The sequence below is a fragment of the Cupriavidus sp. F041 genome (genome assembly GCF_057814235.1).
On the sequence record NZ_JBVASY010000002.1, the window covers coordinates 1,324,766 to 1,340,904 of the forward strand.

Annotated in this window: 15 protein-coding genes and 3 pseudogenes; 13 read left to right on the plus strand and 5 right to left on the minus strand. The window is 58.9% G+C overall.

Annotated features, from left to right (window positions below):
• The first annotated feature begins 302 nt into the window (after positions 1-302).
• From ltrA to ACZY0R_RS23345, 10 genes and pseudogenes are all read left to right on the plus strand, one after another.
• Complete coding sequence (gene ltrA, locus ACZY0R_RS23300; RefSeq protein ID WP_488861568.1) at positions 303-1,610, plus strand: group II intron reverse transcriptase/maturase; 1,308 nt, start codon at positions 303-305, stop codon at positions 1,608-1,610.
• A 106-nt stretch (positions 1,611-1,716) separates the two neighbouring features.
• Positions 1,717-2,921 (plus strand): annotated as a pseudogene (locus ACZY0R_RS23305) (DDE-type integrase/transposase/recombinase); the annotation flags it as partial.
• Positions 2,922-3,051: 130 nt separating this feature from the next.
• A complete protein-coding gene (locus ACZY0R_RS23310; RefSeq protein ID WP_488861570.1) occupies positions 3,052-4,275 on the plus strand; it encodes a tyrosine-type recombinase/integrase in 1,224 nt (407 codons plus the stop codon).
• On the plus strand, positions 4,272-4,796 hold the full coding sequence (locus tag ACZY0R_RS23315) for a tyrosine-type recombinase/integrase (protein WP_488861572.1): 525 nt from the start codon (positions 4,272-4,274) through the stop codon (positions 4,794-4,796). Before ACZY0R_RS23310 ends, ACZY0R_RS23315 begins: the two co-directional genes overlap by 4 nt.
• A gap of 110 nt (positions 4,797-4,906) precedes the next feature.
• Positions 4,907-6,139, plus strand: coding sequence for a site-specific integrase (locus ACZY0R_RS23320; RefSeq protein ID WP_488861574.1), 1,233 nt, complete (start codon positions 4,907-4,909; stop codon positions 6,137-6,139).
• 17 nt (positions 6,140-6,156) lie between these two features.
• On the plus strand, positions 6,157-7,068 hold the full coding sequence (locus ACZY0R_RS23325) for a tyrosine-type recombinase/integrase (RefSeq protein ID WP_488858134.1): 912 nt from the start codon (positions 6,157-6,159) through the stop codon (positions 7,066-7,068).
• Positions 7,065-8,063, plus strand: a complete 999-nt coding sequence (locus ACZY0R_RS23330) for a tyrosine-type recombinase/integrase (protein ID WP_488858133.1) — start codon at positions 7,065-7,067, stop codon at positions 8,061-8,063. Before ACZY0R_RS23325 ends, ACZY0R_RS23330 begins: the two co-directional genes overlap by 4 nt.
• 571 nt (positions 8,064-8,634) lie before the next feature.
• Positions 8,635-9,633: a tyrosine-type recombinase/integrase gene (locus tag ACZY0R_RS23335; protein WP_488861576.1), complete on the plus strand. Its 999-nt coding sequence runs from the start codon at positions 8,635-8,637 to the stop codon at positions 9,631-9,633.
• A 128-nt stretch (positions 9,634-9,761) separates the two neighbouring features.
• Positions 9,762-10,121, plus strand: a pseudogene (locus ACZY0R_RS23340) (integrase core domain-containing protein); the annotation flags it as partial.
• Between the two features lie 17 nt (positions 10,122-10,138).
• Positions 10,139-10,738, plus strand: a pseudogene (locus ACZY0R_RS23345) (IS630 family transposase); the annotation flags it as partial.
• 321 nt (positions 10,739-11,059) lie between these two features.
• On the opposite strand, the gene ACZY0R_RS23350 reads toward ACZY0R_RS23345, so the two are convergent.
• From ACZY0R_RS23350 to ACZY0R_RS23360, 3 genes are all read right to left on the minus strand, one after another.
• Positions 11,060-11,680 (minus strand): SHOCT domain-containing protein, encoded by a 621-nt coding sequence (locus ACZY0R_RS23350; protein WP_488861578.1) that lies wholly within the window; start codon positions 11,678-11,680, stop codon positions 11,060-11,062.
• Positions 11,681-11,783: 103 nt separating this feature from the next.
• A complete protein-coding gene (locus ACZY0R_RS23355; protein ID WP_488861580.1) occupies positions 11,784-13,472 on the minus strand; it encodes an IS1634 family transposase in 1,689 nt (562 codons plus the stop codon).
• Positions 13,473-13,748: 276 nt separating this feature from the next.
• The gene (locus ACZY0R_RS23360; RefSeq protein WP_488861582.1) at positions 13,749-14,207 is read right to left on the minus strand and encodes a hypothetical protein; all 459 of its coding nucleotides are present in this window, start codon (positions 14,205-14,207) and stop codon (positions 13,749-13,751) included.
• Positions 14,208-14,302: 95 nt separating this feature from the next.
• Here ACZY0R_RS23360 and ACZY0R_RS23365 point away from each other — a divergent pair, with 95 nt between their 5' ends.
• A complete protein-coding gene (locus ACZY0R_RS23365) occupies positions 14,303-14,554 on the plus strand; it encodes a hypothetical protein (protein ID WP_488861584.1) in 252 nt (83 codons plus the stop codon).
• 25 nt (positions 14,555-14,579) lie between these two features.
• Here ACZY0R_RS23365 and ACZY0R_RS23370 read toward each other — a convergent pair whose 3' ends face one another.
• Positions 14,580-14,864 carry a hypothetical protein gene (locus ACZY0R_RS23370; RefSeq protein WP_488861586.1) on the minus strand — a complete coding sequence of 95 codons (285 nt, stop codon included), beginning with the start codon at positions 14,862-14,864 and terminating at the stop codon, positions 14,580-14,582.
• Positions 14,865-15,026: 162 nt separating this feature from the next.
• Between ACZY0R_RS23370 and ACZY0R_RS23375 the strand changes: the two genes are divergently transcribed.
• Positions 15,027-15,176, plus strand: a complete 150-nt coding sequence (locus ACZY0R_RS23375; protein WP_488861588.1) for a hypothetical protein — start codon at positions 15,027-15,029, stop codon at positions 15,174-15,176.
• A 68-nt stretch (positions 15,177-15,244) separates the two neighbouring features.
• Here the strand turns inward: ACZY0R_RS23375 and ACZY0R_RS23380 are convergent, their stop codons facing one another.
• Complete coding sequence (locus ACZY0R_RS23380) at positions 15,245-15,490, minus strand: hypothetical protein (protein ID WP_488861590.1); 246 nt, start codon at positions 15,488-15,490, stop codon at positions 15,245-15,247.
• 338 nt (positions 15,491-15,828) lie between these two features.
• On the opposite strand from ACZY0R_RS23380, the gene ACZY0R_RS23385 reads away from it, so the two are divergent.
• Entirely contained in the window at positions 15,829-16,095 is a 267-nt protein-coding gene (locus ACZY0R_RS23385; RefSeq protein WP_488861592.1) for a hypothetical protein, read from the plus strand.
• Positions 16,096-16,139: the final 44 nt, after the last annotated feature.

Below are 16,139 nucleotides of genomic sequence, written 5' to 3' on the forward strand. Positions count from 1 at the left end.
AGGCGAACGCAAGTGAACCATCGAAGAAGTGTCGATAATTGCAATGATGTCAAAACCGAGGGCTCGACAACACCTCGGGATCAGTCAGACGGCAGCCTGGAGGTGGGTCTGACGGCATCCGGCATAGAGATGGCGCGACCTTCCTGCAGGCATGGATACGGAACTTGGGAACCTGTCGTCTCGATGCTAAGGGAGAAGCTCAAGCGGAGAACCCGTGAGAGTCAGAGTACCAATGCGAGGCACAGGGGCGGAGTCATGCGTAGTAGCGTTGAAAGGGTTGTAATGACCTCTGGAGCGAAGGCATGACCTTGTCTGACGGAGATCACAGAACAACCGCGATGCGGGAGGATTCCGGGGTTGATGTCAAGTCGTTCGAAATACCCAAGCGGTTGATTTGGGAAGCTTGGAAGCGCGTGGCCGCCAATCAAGGAGGGCCGGGCGTGGACAGGGAAAGTATTGAAGTATTCCGAAATCGCTTGGCGAGAAATCTATACGCCCTGTGGAATCGAATGAGTTCGGGGAGTTATTTTCCTCAGCCGGTCAAAGAGGTGCTGGTTCCGAAGGGGGATGGGTTCCGCCCTCTCGGGATACCGACGATCACGGACCGAGTGGCTCAGATGGCGGTCAAGTTAATGGTTGAGCCGGGAATCGACGCGATATTTCATTCATCGTCGTTCGGTTATCGTCCTAACAAATCGGCGAAGCAAGCTGTGGCGCAAGCGAGAAGGAACTGTTGGCGCTACGACTGGGTAGTCGATATTGATTTGAAATCCTTCTTTGACACCATCGACCACGAGCTCCTCAGACGTGCGGTAGAAAAGCATGTCACGGAGCCATGGGCACGACTCTACATTAGACGCTGGCTAGAGAGCCCGGTGCAGAAGCAAACCGGGGAACTGGTGGCTCGGGATAGAGGCACTCCGCAAGGCGGGGTGATCAGTCCATTGTTGGCGAACCTCTTTCTCCACTATGCGTTTGATCGATGGGTCCAGACTGAGCATCCGGAGGTGCCGTTTGAACGGTATGCCGACGATGTCGTCTGTCATTGCAGGACGAAGCAGCAGGCGGAGAAGTTCCTGTCGGTCTTGAGGGAACGGCTTACCGCTTGTGGACTTTTGCTACACCCGGAAAAGACACGCTTGGTTTACTGTAAAGATGGACGACGTCGGGAGGAACATACCCATACTAAGTTCGACTTCCTTGGATTCAGCTTTCACGCTCGGACGGTACAAGACCGAGCGGGAAACTTGTTCACCGGATTCGGACCTGCGGTAAGTCAAAAGGCGCTAACGCGAATGTCTCAGGCCATCAGAAGCTTGAGTCTCAATCGAAGTACCTCATTGACGCTGCCCGAACTGGCGCAGCGCATAAACCCGATGGTACGGGGATGGGTGAATTACTACGGTGCCTTCTATCCGGAGCCGCTAAAGCGGTTCTTGATCAGAATAGACTTACGGCTTGGAAGGTGGGCGCGAAACAAGTACAAGCGGTTGAGAGGACACAAACGGCAATCCTGGGCGTGGCTCAAGCGTTGTCGGGAAAGTCTTCCTCAGCTATTCGCGCACTGGGATTTCTGTTTCGAAGAACGGCGGACAAGAGGAGCCGTATGAATCGAGAGATTCACGTACGGATCTGTGAGAGCCTGAGGGGGCAGTTCCCTCGGGCCACTCGACCCCGGATAGAATCAGAACCCGGGGGCGAGGATGAAGGACGAGAGTGGCCAGGTACGGACAAGAATTCAAGAACAGGGCTGTGGCGCGCATGTTGCCGCCCGAAAGCGCATCACCGGAAGACGTTGGGCGCGAGATTGGTGTGGGAGTGGATACGCTTGAGCGTTGGCGCAGTGAGTCGCTGTCCAAGCCCGCTCGCGAGCGGGCTTGGACAGCGGCCGCCCGGTTCGACGCGGTGCTGACCACCGCCGCCATGGACGAGGCAGCCAAGAGCGCCTGGTGTCGCGCCAACGGGGTGTACCTGCAGGATCTGCTCAACTGGCGGCAGAGCGCGACACAGGCGCTGGCCGAGCCGGATGAGGCGCGTGCCAGCCCGAACCAGACCAAGCAGGACCGGCGCCGCATCAAGGAGCTCGAACGCGACCTGCGCCGCAAGAACGCGGCGCTGGCCGAGACGGCAGCCTTGCTGGTGCTCTCAAAAAAACTCGAGGCGATCTTCCACAAGGGCGAGGACGAATGATCGACCTCGAAGATCGCCAAGTCGTGGCCCAGAACATCGGAGTTGCACACACCGATGGCGCCCGGTTGCGCCTGGCGTGCGAGACCGCCGGCATCGATCTGCGCACGCTGCAGCGATGGAAGGCCGGGGAAGGCCTCACATCGGGCGATCGCAGGCCGGAGGCAGTGCGTCCGACACCCGCCCATGCCTTGAGCCCGGCCGAGCGCGCAAAGCTGTTGAGCGTAGCCAACGAGGCGCGCTTCGCCGACGTGCCGCCTGCGCGCATTGTGCCCATGCTGGCCGACGAGGGGGTGTATCTCGCCAGCGAGTCGAGCTTCTCTCGCGTGCTGCGTGAACACGGCCAGGCTGAGCATCGTGGTCGAGCCAAGGCCCCCAAGGTCAGTCGCCCGCCGACCACGCACATCGCCACGGCGCCGCGCCAGGTCTGGTGCTGGGACATGACCTACCTGCCGGCCACCGTGATCGGGCAATGGTTCCACTTGTATCTGATTCTGGACCTCTACAGCCGGAAGATCGTAGGCTGGGAGGTGCACGACAGCGACGACTCGCTGCACGCCGCGCACCTGGTGCGTCGCACGGCGCTGGCCGAGGGCATCGCCACCATGCCCGTCAAGCCGGTGCTGCACGGCGACAACGGAGCCACGCTCAAGGCCACGACCGTGCTGGCCATGCTGTACTGGCTGGGTGTGAAGCCCTCGTACTCCAGGCCACGCGTGAGCGACGACAACGCCTAGTATGTTGCGCTCAAAAATATGTTGCGGACCGAGGTTGCTGAGTACATGAGAGGCGAAATCCGGCACTCTTGACGCCACATTTTTTTGAGAGTGTTCTGGTGAACCATCCATGATCCGGAGGTTCGCCATGTTCCAGAGATTACTGTCGTCCGCGGCCGCCCTGCGTCGCCATCAAGATGCACCGTTTGCTGCTGAACGAGAACGTTATCTGCACCACTGTTTCGATTCCGGTGCCACGTACGGATCGCTGCGTATAAAGAGCAATGAGTTGCTATGGGCTGCCCAGTTGCTTGGCGCAGATGCATCACACGGCATCGACATGGAGAAGCTAAAGACGATTGTTGCCCGGCGAACAGCTATTCAGAATGCGCCCACGACCGAACGAAGGTTCATTGACATCACCCGTCCATGGCTTAGGTTTCTCGGCTGGTGGAAAGAGCCCATCGTGGTGTTTGAATACCAGAGCGTACTGGATCAGTACTGCAGGTGGATGCACGACGAGCGAGGCTTCAGCAATTCAACCATCGTCAGTTGGCGAGACCGTGTGAGGAATTTCCTTAAGTGGTGCAGCACGACCGGTCGGAAGTTGCGCCGTCTTCAGCCGAGCGACATCGATAACTACTTTATCGATGAGAGTGCGCACCGCTGGAACCGGGTGACAGTCGCCACCATGGCCGGAGTGCTGAGGATATTTCTGCGCTACGCCGCGTCACAGGGATGGTGCAATTCTCGACTGGCCCAGGCGATACGTGGTCCGCGGATCTACAAGCAGGAGTCGCTTCCGTTCGCACCCGATTGGGCTGATGTGCAAAGGATATTGGCCGACGCCTTGACCGACGATCCTCGCGATGTGCGCGATCGCGCCATCCTGATGCTGCTATCCATATATGGCATGCGCGCCAGTGAAGTGGCATCGTTGCGGCTTGACCAGGTGGACTGGCAACAGCATGTCATTCGGATGTTCCGTCTCAAGAGGCGGCAACCGCAGGTGTATCCGCTGTTGCCATCAGTTGCGGAAGCGTTAGCTCGCTACATCGACATCATCCGCCCATCAACATCCCACCCCGAAGTGTTCATTAGTCTGAACTCGCCACGTCGCCCACTTACGCGCGCAGGAATTTACACCATCGTCAGCCCAAGGTTTCTGGCGCTCGGAATCGAGGTCGCCCATCGCGGACCGCACGCATTGCGCCACGCCTGTGCGACGCGCCTTATTGCCGAAGGGTTGAGCCTCAAAGAGATAGGAGACCATCTGGGTCACCGCAGCACATCGGCCACACGTACGTACGCGAAGGTTGATCTGGTGGCTCTCCATGAAGTGGGTGATTTCGATCTGGGGGATCTGCAATGAAGCTAATCAATGTGATAAACGCCTACATCGAATTGCGACAGTCGATAGGTTTGCGTTCCGAAACGGCTAAACGGACATTGCGTCAATTTGGGCGTCAAATGGGCGACATTCAAATAGATGAAGTTAAGGCACAGCAGGTCCTAGCGTTCTTGCAAGGCTCGGGCCCGCCTAGCTCATCTTGGCGGGTCAAGTACAGATTGCTGTCCGGCCTGTATCGATTCGCGATCAGCAGAGGCCATGTAAAAGAGTCTCCACTGCCGCAAGGTTTGCCCAGGTTTCCGCCGCAGCAAACACCATACATTTATTCCACTGAAGAGCTTCATCGACTACTTGACGCCACGTCCGGGCTGGACAGTATCTATAGCCGGCAGCAAGCACCAATGTTTCGGACCTTGATCCTGCTACTGTATGGCAGCGGCATGCGCATCAGTGAGGCACTTGGATTGACCATGCGCGACGTCGATCTTGTGCAGAGGGTCATCACTGTGCGCGACGCCAAATTCTACAACTATGCCGCGTAGTTAACTATGTTCGATTTGGACGTGGCGAGCCGCAAATTCAAGGCAATGAACGAAAGATGATCGGCATAGTCTGATAGATGTTAGACCCGCTTTTACAAGAGGCGCAGGTCATGGAGAAGTTGTACCAAAAAACGCGGTCGCACTCACTCGATACACCCGAGGGCCCCCTTGCTGAACACCTCGGTGCATTTGAAGGTCTGCTGAATGATCAAGGTTACGCGCAGGAGTCTATTCGCAGACACTTGCTTCTCGTTGCCGATTTCAGCGTGTGGCTCAAGTGCAAGAGAATGTCGATCGAGGAAGTGACTCATGAAACTGCGCAACGTTATCTGCGCTACCGAGAACACCACCGCTGTCATCGGAACGGCGCAAAATATGCGGTAAGACGCTTTGTACAATTGCTTCAAGAAAATGGAATCGTTGCAAAGGAAGCGTCCGTTGCGCAGACACCAGTTGAAAAATTGGTAAACGGATACTCTTTGTATCTGCACCAGGAACGAGGCTTGGCAGCCACGACGATCAGGAAATATCGGTGGTGTGCGCATTTGTTTTTAACAAAGCAATTCGGTGATGGGGCGACGCGGCTCTCGGATCTCAGTGCCCGCGAGATCATCGACTTTGTTCAGCATGAGGCCACTCAAAGTCCAGCGCGAGCGCAATCGATCGCAAAGGTCTTGCGCTCGTTTTTGCAGTATGCGCGTTATCGTGGCTTGATCAAGCTTGACCTCGCTGCAGCGATCCCCCGGGTCGCCCACTGGTCAATGGCATCAATCCCCAAAGCGATATCCCCTGAGTATGCTAGGCGAGCGTTGGCCAGTTGCGACCGCCGTCGCCCCGTCGGCCGCCGAGATTATGCGATTCTGCTCCTCCTTGCCCGGCTGGGGTTGCGGAGTGGCGAGGTGGTTTCCTTGACGTTGGATGACATCGATTGGGAAACGGGCACGTTGAACATTCATGGAAAAGGCGGTCAGGAGTCGCCGTTGCCATTACTCGCGCCGGTGGGTGAAGCGATCGCCGACTACCTGAAAAACGGTCGCGCGGATTCTGAGAGTCGAAGTGTCTTCCTGCGTATAAACGCGCCGATTCGTGGGTTCAAGACGGAAAAAGCGGTATGCAATGTAGTCAGATACGCTCTGGAGCGGGCTGGTATCGATTCGTCAAGAAAAGGAGCCCATCAATTCCGGCATGCGTTAGCGACGCAGATGCTGCGTCAAGGATCCTCGCTGGCCGAGATTAGCGAAGTCTTGCGCCACAAAAGTCCCGACTCGACGAGAATATACGCGAAGGTCGATCTGGATTCACTGCGGACCTTGGCGCCGCCATGGCCGAGCCCCCGATCATGAGTACGTTACGCAAATCAATGGAAGAATACCTGACGATGCGTCGTCGTCTGGGATTCAAACTTCATGAAGCAGGCCAACGTCTGGAAGACTTCGTCTGCTTTATGGAACGACGTCGGGCCTCTCACATCAGCGCGTCACTGGCGTTGACCTGGGCACAAAAGTCCCCGTCGGTTCAACCGGTGATCTGGGCTCAGCGAATAGGTGTGGTGCGTGGCTTTGCACGCTATCTGAGTGCCTTCGATCCGCATACAGAGATTCCACGGGCCGAATTGTTGCCGCACCGGTATCATCGGCGTGCTCCCTACCTTTACACCGATGAGGAAACCCAGAAGATATTGGCTGCCGCGCTGGCTCTTCCTCCGGAATCGGGACTGCGGAGGTGGACATATTTTACGCTGATAGGTCTGCTAAGCGTCACGGGGTTGCGCCCCGGCGAAGCGGTCAATCTGGAACTCGAAGACGTTGACTTGAAAGAATGCGTACTGACGGTGCGGGGAAGCAAATTTGGAAAGTCGAGGTGGGTTCCTATTCATTCCTCCACTCGAGATGCACTTGCAGACTATCTTCGACGTCGCGCGCGATGTCTTGCGGGGCGCCCGGAAACCCATGTGTTCATCACTTCGCAAGGCAAGCCACTCAGTGGAGACATGGTTTCTCATACATTTACGGCGCTCACACGGGAAATCGGTCTTCGCGATTCGTCAGCAAAGCGCGCTCCCCGCCTGATCGACTATCGCCATTTATTTGCGGTCACGACGCTGGCGAGATTAGACCGGTCGGGTAAGGACCCGGTGCGTTGGTTACCGGTGCTGTCGACGTTCCTCGGGCACCAGTGGGCGAGAGATACATACTGGTATGTCGAGCAGCACCCAGAGCTCATGAAGCAGGCGATGAAGCGCCTGGAGCGTCGCTGGAAGGATGTGTCATGAAATCTACCGTCGGTTTCCCATCATTAGTGCAGCGGTTCTTTACGGAACGTCTCATGCAACAGCGGCAGGCCAGTCCGCACACCATCAGTTCCTATCGGGACACGTTCAGGCTGCTGCTTCGTTTTGCCTACAAGCGTCTGCACAAACCGCCGGATCATCTGGCATTTGAGGACATCAATGCGCCGCTCGTGACAGCATTTCTGAATGATCTGGAGAAGACCCGGGCTATCAGTGTCCGTACCCGAAATCTGCGACTGACAGCGATTCGCTCGTTCTTCCGTTACGCGGCCTTCGAGACGCCCGCGTATTCCGCGCAGATCCAGCGCGTGCTGTCGATGCCCAACAAACGCTACGATCGCAGGCTCATTCACTTTCTGACGCGGCCGGAAGTCAAGGCGCTGCTCGCTGCACCCGATAAGCGCACCTGGTGTGGTCGTCGTGATCATGCGTTACTCCGACTGGGTGTGGAGACGGGACTTCGTGTGTCGGAAATGACCGGCCTCACACGCGAGGACGTGACCCTCGGCGCAGGCGCGCACATTAATGTTATGGGTAAAGGTCGAAAACAGCGCGTTACCCCTTTTAGCAAGGAGACCGCCGCTATTCTAAAAGCTTGGATGAAAGAGCCTCGCACACCCAACAGCGACGCGCTATTTCCGAGTGTTCGAGGTGGACATCTCAGTCCGGACGCGGTACAACGTCTCCTGAAAAAGTACGCTACCCAGGCTGCCATAGGATGTCCTTCGCTGCGAAAGAAACGAGTGACGCCGCACGTGCTGAGGCACACGGCAGCCATGGAATTATTGCAAGCTGGCGTGGATCCATTCAACATTGCCCTGTGGATGGGCCACGAATCGCTCCAGACAACCCAGATGTACCTGGATGCCAGTCTGGAGCTGAAGGAAAAGATTCTCGCTAATGTCGGACCACATGATGGCAAGCCCGTACGATACCGGCCTGACAGTAAGCTCGCGACGTTTCTCAAGGGTCTTTAGCCATTAAAACTATGCCGATCCGGCGACTTTGGGAATGACCTCCTGCTGGGCTCTTTATAAGCATCATCGTGATCCGATCCCAGCTTGATCGGCATTGTCGTGAACGCGGCATAGTTACGACTACGCCGCTAGCGGCGTAGTCGTAAGACTCGGTTGGTCCCGATTGGCCAAAAGCTTGCGCTGGAATTGACCTTGCATGCTGATCGGCGCCGCAAACTTCCCATGCCCGCAGGCGAAGACTCATCATTTTTTACGTCCCGCACTGGAGCTGCCTGGACGTATCCGCGCGTAATCACCCTGTTCCAGCGCGTACGCCGCACTGCATGCATCGAATGCCCGCCGGATGAGCCGCGTCCGCCGCGATTGCACGACTTGCGACACACCGCGGCGGTTCACCGGGTCCTGTCTTGGTATCGGTCCGGTCGGGATGTTCAACGCCTGTTGCCACGGCTGGCAACCTACCTTGGGCACGTTGAGATCAGTTCGACCCAGCGCTATTTGCAGATGACACCAGAGTTACTTCAGGAAGCCAGTCAGCGCTTTGCTCGGTACGCAAATTGTGGAGATAGCCATGAATGATAAAAACCTGTTGGGACCATGGATCCGTCGCTTCCTACTAGAGTACCTGGTGGGTGAACGCAATCTGGCTCGAAACACGCAGACCAGCTACCGCGACACGCTGACATTGTTGCTGCCATTCGCGAGCAAACGTACCGGCATCGCGATCGACAGGATGACTGTCGAGGATCTTTCCCCCGCGATCGTGCGTCAGTTCCTTGATCACCTGGAACGAGGTCGACAGTGCACCGGGGCCACCCGCAATCAGCGTCTTGGCACTATCCATTCTTTGGCTCGCTTCATTGGGATGCGCTCGCCGGTGCACCTGTCGTGGTGTACGGAGATGCGACTGGTCCCATTCAAAAAAACAGACAAGACCGTGATCGGCTACCTTGAAAAGGTCGAGATGGACGAATTGTTGAGGCAGCCAGACCGTGGCACAGCGATTGGGCTGCGCGACTACGTCTTACTCTTGTTTCTCTACAATAGCGGCGCCCGAGCCAACGAGGTTGCACGCCTGACCATTGGCGATCTTCATCTCGGCGATCCCCCCGCAGTGCGCATTCTTGGCAAAGGCAACAAGGTTCGGGTGTGTCCTCTTTGGCCTATGATGATACCGCTGCTGAGAAATTTGGTGACCGGCCGTGGCGCCGATCAGGTCGTCTTTCTTGGTCGTGCGAACAAGCCCATGACGCGTTTCGGCATCCACCGTCTCGTCACAAATTACGCCGCGACGGCCAGCGAAACAGTCCCATCCATGGCGTCCAAGCGGATCAGTCCACACAACATCCGGCACACCTCGGCGGTTCATTTGCTGCGCGCTGGCGTTGACATCAACACGATCCGCGCGTGGCTTGGTCACGTATCCCTGGACACGACCAACGTCTATGCGGAGGTCGACCTTGAAATGAAGGCCAAGGCGCTGGCCAGTGTGGACGTTTCGGGGCTTCCGGTCTCGCCATTGCACCGACGCGAGTTGCCATCGTTAATGATGTTTCTCCGTGGACTATAACGGCAACCCAGGCACACTCTTATGTGCGGACCCGAGCCAGGGTTACCATGCACTCCCTGGCTTTCCCTTCGTCGGGCAACATATTTTTGAGCGCAACATACTAGGGGATATGAGCCAAATCACATACCCCCTATGCGGAGTCGCTGTTCCGAACCGCCAAGTATCGGCCAGAGTTCCCGATCAATGGCTTCGTCGATCTGGACGCAGCCCGGGCCTGGGCGACCCACTTCGTGTGTTGGTACAACGTTGACCACCGCCATAGCGGCATCCGCTACGTCAGCCCATCGCAGCGGCACGTCGGCGACGACCGGAAGATCCTCGCGGCTCGGCATGACGTCTACCTTCAGGCCCGCGAACGCAACCCTGCTCGCTGGTCGGGCAGCACGCGCAACTGGACGCCTATCGGCGCCGTGACGCTTAACCCTGAACGCGACGCGGTGGTGGCCATGGCGTCACAGACAAAAGAAATACAGCCGTTGGCTGCATAACTGAGGCGACAACTACCTTGACGCGCGCCGCACCGCTCAAGGCCATGGTGTTGTGCGTTGACGAGAAGAGCCAGATCCAAGCACTGGACCGTACGCAGCCCATCTTGCCGCTGGCGCCAGGCCTCCCCGAGCGACGCACGCACGACTACATGCGCCATGGCACGACAACGTTGTTCGCTGCGCTGGACATTGCCACAGGAGAAGTTATCGGTGAATTGCATCGCAGGCATCGCAGCAGTGAATTCCTGCAGTTTCTACGTACGATCGAAGCCAACGTGCCACCCACGCTCGATGTGCATCTCGTCATGGACAACTACGGCACGCACAAGACGCCGTCGATCAAGGCTTGGTTCGCTCGCCATCCGCGCTTCCATGTTCATTTCACACCGACCTCTGCCTCATGGATCAATCAGGTGGAGCGCTGGTTTGCGACCATCACTGAACAATACATTCGCCGCGGCACGCATCGCTCAACCCGACAACTTGAGCAAGCCATCCGCCAATACCTTGACCTGAACAACGCCAACCCCAAGCCTTTCGTGTGGACGAAGTCTGCCGATGACATCTTCGCCAGCATCAAGCGATTTTGTCTACGAATTTCTGGCGCAGGACACTAGAGTCATCTGGCATTGGCTGCAATTAGCCAGCTGTATGACCCGCCGGGTCGCCGATATCTCACAGTTATCAGACCCCACGCAGTGCTCCCTGGAGTTCGGCGAGCAGGAGCGCCAGCGCTAAACTGGCAATGAAGGGAGAGGGACTTTTTCGTGGCATGTTATTTCCAGCGCCGCCTTGCGGGCGGGCCTAGCTTAACGACTCCAGGCCCGCACTCGCCACCCCTCCGGTAGGTGGAAGAGCGCCTCTGGCACGCGTCAATCCGGTCGTCGCGAGGGCTTCGTGGACGCCCCCTGGCTGGGCGCTTGGCATCCCCATCAAGCTTAGATTTCCGAGATAACCTTGGCTTTGATCGTCTCGTACTCGGAATCGCTGATCAGCCCGCTATCGAGCATCTCTTTTGCGCGCTTCAGGCGCGAGGCGAGATCGCCCTTGTCCGAGCCTGGCGCACTGCCGGCGAATGGCATTTCCCGAGAGGATGAACCCTGGAAGCCGCCCGACTTTGCCCTGAGCTCCTCCAGCTCTCGGAGTCGCCGCTTCTCGCGCCATGCTTGTTCCTCTGCTTGGCAGGCACGATAGACCGCCTGCGCGTCGGCCTTTCTAAGCCCGGTAAATTGGAACGTGCGCACGGCCCCACCGCTTGCTAGGTCAGGCTGCGTGAGGGCAGTGATCGTGATGTCGCTGCCGAAAATCCCAACTTTGACGTTGGCTGTTTTAACGTCTTGCCAGCGGATGTCCACTGGCGTGAATCCGCCGATCAAGCCCCGGATGATTCCGATCAGACGTCCGGAGGTCGCCGCCACCATGATCCGGCGATGGAGAAGCGCGAAGAGGCGGCGCTGCACGGCGTAGCATTTCGCCACTTCGTTCGGGACCAGCATGGAGTCGAGGTGGGAAAGGGCCTTCCGGATACTGGGCTCAGACGAAGTTACTTGGCTTTCCATTTTCAGACCCTGTCGTTTTGTAAACTGCTAGCGCTACTTTCGCAAAGCAAGGGGCCGGATCGACGGTTCTTGCCCGTCAATCGTGGCTGAACGGGCGCCCAGGTCATACATGAAATAACGCTGGTCCCCACCGCTGCAGTTCGAAAACCTTCACGGCGCGGCGCTGCTCGGCCGTGAGCTTCGGCGCCAGCATTGCCGTTGGCCGTCGTCCCGCTGCCCCGGTCTTCGTCCTCACCAACGTCACCTTGATCTCGGCCAGTCCTTCCATCATGCGACGGGCCGAAGCGTCGGTCCGCAGGGCAATCTTCGCCAAGCTCACGAGCATCAGGCCGAGCACGGTCGCGAAGGTGTGCAGACGCAACGATCCATCGGCCCACTGGTGTGACGGTCCCCAGGGAACCACGCCGCCTTTCTTGGCCCTGCGGAACAGCTCCTCGACGTTCCACTGTCCTCGGAAGGCGGAAACGATTCGCCCGGTGCTCCAGTTGTGCCGATCCGTACACAGCACCCGCCTGCCCGGCCGTGTTCTCTCCAGTTCGCGGCGCAACGTGGCATCGACGTGCCAATGCAAGGTCGGTACCGCTTCGCTGCCGGCGATGGTGGTCACGACGAAGCTCGATAGGTGTTCCCGAGCGAGCGCCTTCTTGACCCGCAGCTCCAGCCGGCTGCGCGTGATGCGGCCCTTTTGGACCAACTCCTCCAGCGTGCTCAGTTCCACCTTCGCCTTGCGCAGTGCCGTCGCGATCCCGCGTTTCTGGCCCGCCAGCAACTCCTGGCTCTCCACCACGACGAGCGTGCGGTCCAACTCGCCGACCGTGGTCCGAACCCGCGCCGCCCGCACGTCGCTGAGCTTGCCCGACAGCGGCTTCATGGCACCGCGCTGCGCCGCCATCTGCAGCGCCTCCTCTGCGGCCTTGTGCCCCAGTGGCAACGAGATGAGGCTGTAGTAGCCGGCGGCATCGAGATCGAGTTCCAGTTGCGGGCTCCAAAACCCGCCGTCCCGTACCACCGTGCGCTGCGCCGGCCGCGCGCGGCCCTCACCGCTGTCGAGTGCCTCGTGCAACTGCGCCAACCCACCCAGGCACGCCGCGAGCACGGCCTGGTCCGAGCCGTTGCCGGGATACGTCCGATACAACAGCGGCACATGCCCGGTCTCGCTGACCAGGACGCCAAGCCCTACGACACGCAGGTCACTTCTCTTGCTCTTGGCGTGGCCTCGCCGGGCCAGTTCGCCGGGCGTCTGCGTGTCGATGTGGGTATCGAAGTTCGTCGTATCGAACGCGAGCACGTCGGCGGACAGCTCGAAGCGGGCCACCGCGGCCTTCGCGATGGCCACCTGAGCCTGCTCCAACTGCTCATCGGTCACCTGCTGCGCGACGCGATGAAAGGCCTGACCGGTGAACGCGGACCCCGGCAAACACGACAGCCGCGGCAAACTCGCGTCCAGAAAATCACCCAGCTCGCACTTGGGTCCCGGCGCACACGCACGCTGAATCGCCACAGCCACCGCCAACTCACCCACCGACGGGCCATCCTTGGCGCCAACCCCTGCGCACGCGCGATCAATCTGCCCGACCAAGTCCAGCTGCTCGGCCACCCAGATCAAGGCTCCGACGTCGCCGACCCCGCGCGTGCCCACCGTCTGGGTCGCGCTCAGATCCGCCACTCGCGGCGGCTCGGCCGGTCCCAGCACGACCTGGCGTGCGACGGAACGGCCCCGCTCGGCGTCCCACACCGACTGCGCGGCAATACGGTAGCGATGGCCGTTGACTTCTCGTTCGAAGATGTGCATGTTCTTTCATGTAGCATCTCAGAGCCAAAGAATCAAGCGAAATCCAGTATCTACGCGGCATTCCGACTCGGTGCCGCCGCGGAACAACACCGAGCTTGCGAAGGTAGGGCTAGTGGTGCGGAGTTATTGTTCAGCCCGGCCGTCAGGCTGTCGGCCTCCAAGCTCTTCTCGTTCTCAGTCAGCATAGTCGTTAGCACCTGGCGCCCTAGGCTAGCCTGCTGGCGGCCATCATCGTGTGACGACAATCACCGGGGCCGAAAAATCGGACGCCAGTCGTCAAGCAGCATCACTTTTTGCGTGCGCAGGCTTCACGGGAGCTTCTGGGTTGTTTGCTTCCCACTCGCGGATGGTCCCTTCAGCCAACGACGCTGCGCGAATGCGGACGCTTTCGGGAAGGGTGACCCAGCGCTCGGGCGTGACGCTAGGGAAAGGCCAGGCATTGACTGCTAGTTGGGTTGTTTCTTCTTCCGCGGTCTCCCCGGCCATGCTGGGTTGGTCTGCTGCTGCGGCCGGCCTTAGAGCCTCCGAATCCATCCAGAATTTTGGGTAACCGAACGTCGCCTCAATCTTGCGAGCCGCTTTGTCTCCGATGTCTTTCCCACCGCTCAAATAACGGTTCACCAAGGACGGCGTTGAGTAGCCGAGTGCATCTGCGGCGCGAGTTTGGCTGCCCTCGCACCGCTCCGCGATGGCGGTGGCGAGCTTCGTGCGCCGGATTTCCTTGATTGACTTCATGCGCGTGATTGAACCTCTATTGACCGAAAAGGTAAATAAACCGAATTGGTAACGATCGACTTGAACTATTACCAAAAAGGTAATAAGCTTCAGGTATGACTACGATCACTTGCGCCCAGGACCTCAAATCGTTCTATCGGTCGCTGCCGGTTGAGCAACGCGAGGCGTTCGCAAAGGCGGCGAACACGACGACTGTCTACATCGAGACACACCTGGTCTATGCGCGAAAGATCCCGCGCAAGGCAGGAATGGACGCGCTCTGGGAGGCGTGCAGCAGATTCGGCGCCGGATTCAGCCGGCAGGACCTGCTTGCGTTCTTCTACGAGCGCCAACCCACCACCGCCTAACCGGAGTCCGAAATGAAAGCCGACATCATCGCGTCGATTTTTTGGTTGAAGGCGCGCCGGGGGTGGCGTTCCGAAATACCTCACACGCCGCCTCGAACGTCTCAAGCATCTGTTCCTGGCGTTGCGGGACGAATTCGGGGGCTTCTCCGCCTGCTGCAAGCGCGTGCGAGCGCGTCATCTCTGCCGCGCCGGCTAGTTCCTGTTCGAACCGGGTTAAGTCCGGTAGGCAGGCGACCACGGCGCCGAGGACTGCGGATAGGCCATGAATCTGACCGCGCAGGCTAGCGAGGTCTTTTTCGATGTCAGTCATTTCTCATCCATCCATATTCTTCCAAGCGGTAGGGCTTCTCCGAGGCCTGCCGACGCCTAACCCTGAGCCAGCGATGAGGGTTCCTCTGTTAACGGGATTGGGTGTGAGAGCTTCCGATTCTACTGACGGGCGGGACTCTCGCCATTCGCTCGGAGAGGCCGCATGACGATCCTGAAATTCCGCCGCCGACCGAACTGGCTGCGCGCCATCGCATCGCTCTTCCAGGGTGCCATGCTGCACCAGCAGGACAGGGCGGCCGAGTGTGACTGGAAGAGCGCGATCTACAACCCGAAGCAGTTTCGACGGAGATAGGCAGATGAGGCCCCCTTGCGATTCTGCGGGCAGGCGCATGGTCGCGCGCCGCCTGCGCATTGGCGAGATCAGTTGCTCGGTCCTTGTGGATCCTGATCCCACGCCCGAAGAGATCGAGCTTGCTCGGCAAGCCGCACGGCGATCTGCTGCGCGACTTCGGGCGGTAGCGCGTACCACTGAGAGGTGAGTTTGCCGGCCGCGGCTTCCTCCGGGGAGTTTGCCAAGGAAAGCTCGAGCAAGACCAGCCCGCTTTCCAAGTGCAGGCCGGTCTTCGCGTTGGCAACAAACGCAGCCGTGATGTCTTGTTCTTTCATGCATCCCCCGTTTGTGGGCAATTGAGAAGGTCAGATGTCTTGATTGTTCCACATCTGAGGGGGTGCGCCAGTTAATAGGTGCGTGGGATAGCCCACGCCTTCTTTGATATGCGGCCCGCTGGGCCAGAACCGGGGGATTGACCATGCTGCGCAACCCGCAGTCCTTTGCGTATATCCAGGTCAGTCGCGCGCTGGCCGGGCCGCTTCCTGCAGGGGGCGCCCAGTGATGGCATCCGTTTCCCATTCTTCCCTCTCTCCGCCGGCGGCTTCGATGCGCCGGCTGTGTTGTCTCGATGGATTGAATCGTATGAACTCCTCAAAGCATTTGGGAGCATCGCATGCCTAGCCTGGAATCGATGATATTGAGCCGCGTTGCTCCCATCACCCAGAAGCGCGTGGCCGAGCTGATCGGCGTCGAACCGACGAACTTCTCGCGCTTCCTTAACAACAACGGGCACAGCCTGTCGTTCGCAAAGGTCTGTCAGCTGTTCGAGGTGCTCGAGCTGGACGTTGTCGCGCCGGGGGACGGCAATGTCGTCTGCCTGCCGCGCGCCGAGTATGAGGCGCTGCGCTGCCTGGCGAAGAAGGGATTGGAGGGGGTGTGATGGACGAGCTAATCATGCTTGGCGCGGTGGCGTCGATGCTTGTA